General features: G+C 49.6%; 3 protein-coding genes. 1 reads left to right on the top strand and 2 read right to left on the bottom strand.

Annotated features, from left to right (window positions below; genetic code table 11):
• Nucleotides 1–650, bottom strand: a 650-nt coding sequence (locus tag VLH40_01555; GenBank protein HSV30695.1) for a catalase, incomplete at its 3' end; no start/stop codon positions are given.
• Nucleotides 651–1,505: 855 nt separating this feature from the next.
• On the opposite strand from VLH40_01555, the gene VLH40_01550 reads away from it, so the two are divergent.
• Nucleotides 1,506–2,462, top strand: a complete 957-nt coding sequence (locus VLH40_01550) for a diguanylate cyclase (protein ID HSV30694.1) — start codon at nucleotides 1,506–1,508, stop codon at nucleotides 2,460–2,462.
• Between the two features lie 173 nt (nucleotides 2,463–2,635).
• Here VLH40_01550 and VLH40_01545 read toward each other — a convergent pair whose 3' ends face one another.
• Nucleotides 2,636–3,133: a carbohydrate ABC transporter permease gene (locus VLH40_01545; protein HSV30693.1), complete on the bottom strand. Its 498-nt coding sequence runs from the start codon at nucleotides 3,131–3,133 to the stop codon at nucleotides 2,636–2,638.
• Between the last annotated feature and the right edge of the window lie 186 nt (nucleotides 3,134–3,319).

Here is a 3,319-nt window from a genome sequence, read left to right as displayed (position 1 = left end):
AAGTGATACTGAACCCAGAAATAATCTCCCCTTTCGTTATACCACTTGAATGTATGGCTACTGTAGCCATTCATGTGCCGGTAAGTAGCCGGCGTCCCTCGATCGGAAAAAAGAATGGTGACCTGATGAATGGATTCGGGGGTCAGGGAAAGAAAATCCCAAAACATATCCGCATCCGGAAGATTGGTTGCCGGATTCCGCTTCTGGGTGTGGATGAAATCAGGGAATTTCAGCGGATCACGGATAAAGAAAACCGGAGTATTGTTCCCCACTAAGTCGTAATTGCCTTCCTCGGTATAGAACTTGACAGCAAAACCTCGCGGATCGCGGGCGGCATCGGCTGAACCACGCTCACCGCCAACGGTAGAAAACCGGACAAAGACTTCGGTGCGCCTCCCCACCTGCGAGAGAAATTTCGCCCTGGTATACCTGGTGACATCGGCGATAACCTCAAAATAACCGTACGCCCCGGCGCCTTTGGCGTGCACCACCCGCTCGGGAATGCGTTCCCGGTCAAAATGGGCCAATTTCTCCAGTAAGTGCACATCGGACATAAGCACCGGCCCCTGACTGCCTGCCGTAAGGCTGTTTTGGTCGTCGGCTACGGGGATTCCAAAAGCGGTTGTGAGTCTTTTGTTTTCCTCTTTCACAATAAACCTCCTCTCGTGGAAATAACCGGCCTATGGCAATTGGACATCTGGTTTGGCGGAAAGGGTTGGTTGCTTCCTTTCGTATTTCTTTTCCCCACTGTCCGGACAGACTCTGCCGCTGGCACCGAATTCCTCATGACGCACCATCAAACAATGGGCAGAGAGTTTGATCCAATTATTTCCGGCATTCCCAACCTCCCTTCCTTGTCTGACTGTACCCTGGAAGCTCTTCGTCTTCCTGCCGTACCCCCACAGTCCCGCCTCTTCTGCTCATCCGTCATGAGTAATAGAGGTTGGACAAGGCAGTTGGTAAGATACCCCATCCATCCCGCATATCCTATCCAATATCAGTATAACAGATAGCCTACACTTGAGTTCGTAATTTCCGATCTTGAAAACTGTCAAGCGCGAACTTTTCTTGACATATGCCGGAGAATTTACAGTGTTTCGCCTCCCAGCGATGGGAAGAAATGGCAATGAAATTTATTCTTCATGGCCGAAAAACGGTCGTCGGTTAGCCCAATCTTCCTATGGAAAGGAAACTTTTGTGCAGTACCGGGATTTCATACAAAGAACCGGACCAGAAAACGATACCTGGAGGACCGGCGGGAGAAATTCAGCCAAGCGTTAGCCGCTTGGCTGATCACCGGCTCCTACCTGATGCTCCCAATGTTTCCGGAAACCACAGAATCCAAATCCCCGGTCCGCATCGGAGTATTCACTCAACGGGCATTGAACGCACACTCACACCGTAGGATCTCGCCGATATAATCCCCGTCTTTACATTCGCAGAGGCTCAACAGGTGTTACACAAAGGGAAGATGAAGTTTTATATTTCATAAACGGAGGGTAACGATGGAAGGTACCGAATCGCTTAAACAAAAAATTTTGATCGTAGACGACAGCCCTACGAATTTGATGATGCTATCTGAAAGCCTGCAGGCGGATTATGAATTATTGGTCACAACCAGTGGAGAGTCCGCGTTGGATAAAGTGGCATCCAATCCTCCCAACCTCATTTTACTGGATATCGTGATGCCGGGCATGGATGGCTATGAAGTCTGCCGACGACTCAAGGAAAACAAGGAGACCCGTAATATCCCAATTATTTTTATTACGGCAAAATGCACTGAGGAAGACGAGGTCAAAGGTCTAATCTTGGGAGCGGTCGATTATATCTCCAAACCTTTCAGGCTACCGATTGTCAAGGCCAGAGTCAGGACTCACCTTGAATTGAAACGGAAATCCGACATCCTCGAGAACATCTCCAACCGGGATGGACTAACCGGTCTTTACAACTGGAGACAGTTCGACACGGTCGTCGGGAATGAATGGAAACTGGCAACCAGAGGCGGCCGACCACTTTCGATCATTCTGCTCGACCTTGATTATTTCAAACTGTACAATGATAATTACGGGCACCTCTCCGGTGATGAATGTTTAAAGGCCGTTGCACACGTCCTGTCGAAGGCTCTAGAGAGGGCCTCTGATTTTGCCGCCCGTTACGGGGGGGAAGAATTTGTCGTCGTTCTCCCGGACACCGCTCTCGATAAAGCATTTCTCATGGCCGAAAAGATTCGCAAAGAAATCGAGGACTTAAAAATAGAACACAAATATTCCCCAGTCTCACCGTACGTTACCGTCAGCGTCGGAGTCGTTTCGACCATACCGCCGCAAAAAACCGACTACCGCATGCTTCTGGAACTGGCCGACAATGCCTTATACGAAGCCAAAAAATCCGGACGCAACCGTGTGCGGCACCAGCAATGCCAAGCGGGCAACAATTCGATAGGTCAACCCCATAACCAGTGAAGATCCCACCTGAAACACGCACTCATCCACCCATCCCACGTACTTATTCCTGTTTCTCCTGTTCCTCGCTTCTTCCCTTCCGCCCATTCGAGACAGAAGGAATCCCTACGGTATGCAGCTTACTGTTCGTAGCATCCAACGTAATTCAGTTGTAACGAGTCTTCAACCGGGCTTTACTGTTTCACGGCTCCCAACGACAAACCACGGATGATATACCGGTTGGCCAGGAGAGTGATGACAAGCGGGGGAATCATGATCACCATGGAACTGGCGGCAATGTCCCAGTATTGGGGACCCCGTAAGGTGGTCAAACCGGCCATTTGGATGGGCAGAGTTTTGGCGCTCTGAAAAGTCAAGGTCAGGGCGATCAGAAACTCGTTCCAGGCAAAAATGAAGGAAAACAGGAAGGACACCGCGATCCCGGGAATGGATAAGGGAATGACGACCTTATATAAAGCTTTCCAGCGTGAACACCCGTCAACCAAGGCTGATTCTTCCAGTTCTTTGGGGAGGTCGGCAAAAAATTCCTTTACGATCCAGGTAATCAAGGGAAGGTTCATCACGCTATAGACCAGAATCAGGCTGACGACTCTGTCCATGAGTCCAACGGTAGTGAATAGGAGAAAAAAGGGCATAGCCAAGGCCACCGGAGGAAACATTCGTTGGGACAGGATGAAAAATGCGATGTTGTCGTTCGTCTATCTTCGATAGGTAAATTAAGGTGGTTAGGCGGTCGTCTCTAAGAATCCCCAACACTTTTCTCTGTTTTACCTCGCTTACGGTGTGCACCAGCTCCTGGTGTCTGAAGCAGTGCTCATCGATGCCCAAACATATCTCATCCTCATCCTGTATGAAGC

The sequence above is a fragment of the Atribacteraceae bacterium genome, assembly GCA_035477455.1.
Classification (GTDB): Bacteria; Atribacterota; Atribacteria; order Atribacterales; family Atribacteraceae; genus DATIKP01.
Note: the sequence above shows the minus strand (reverse complement) of the source record. Positions and strands in the feature narration are given on the sequence as shown.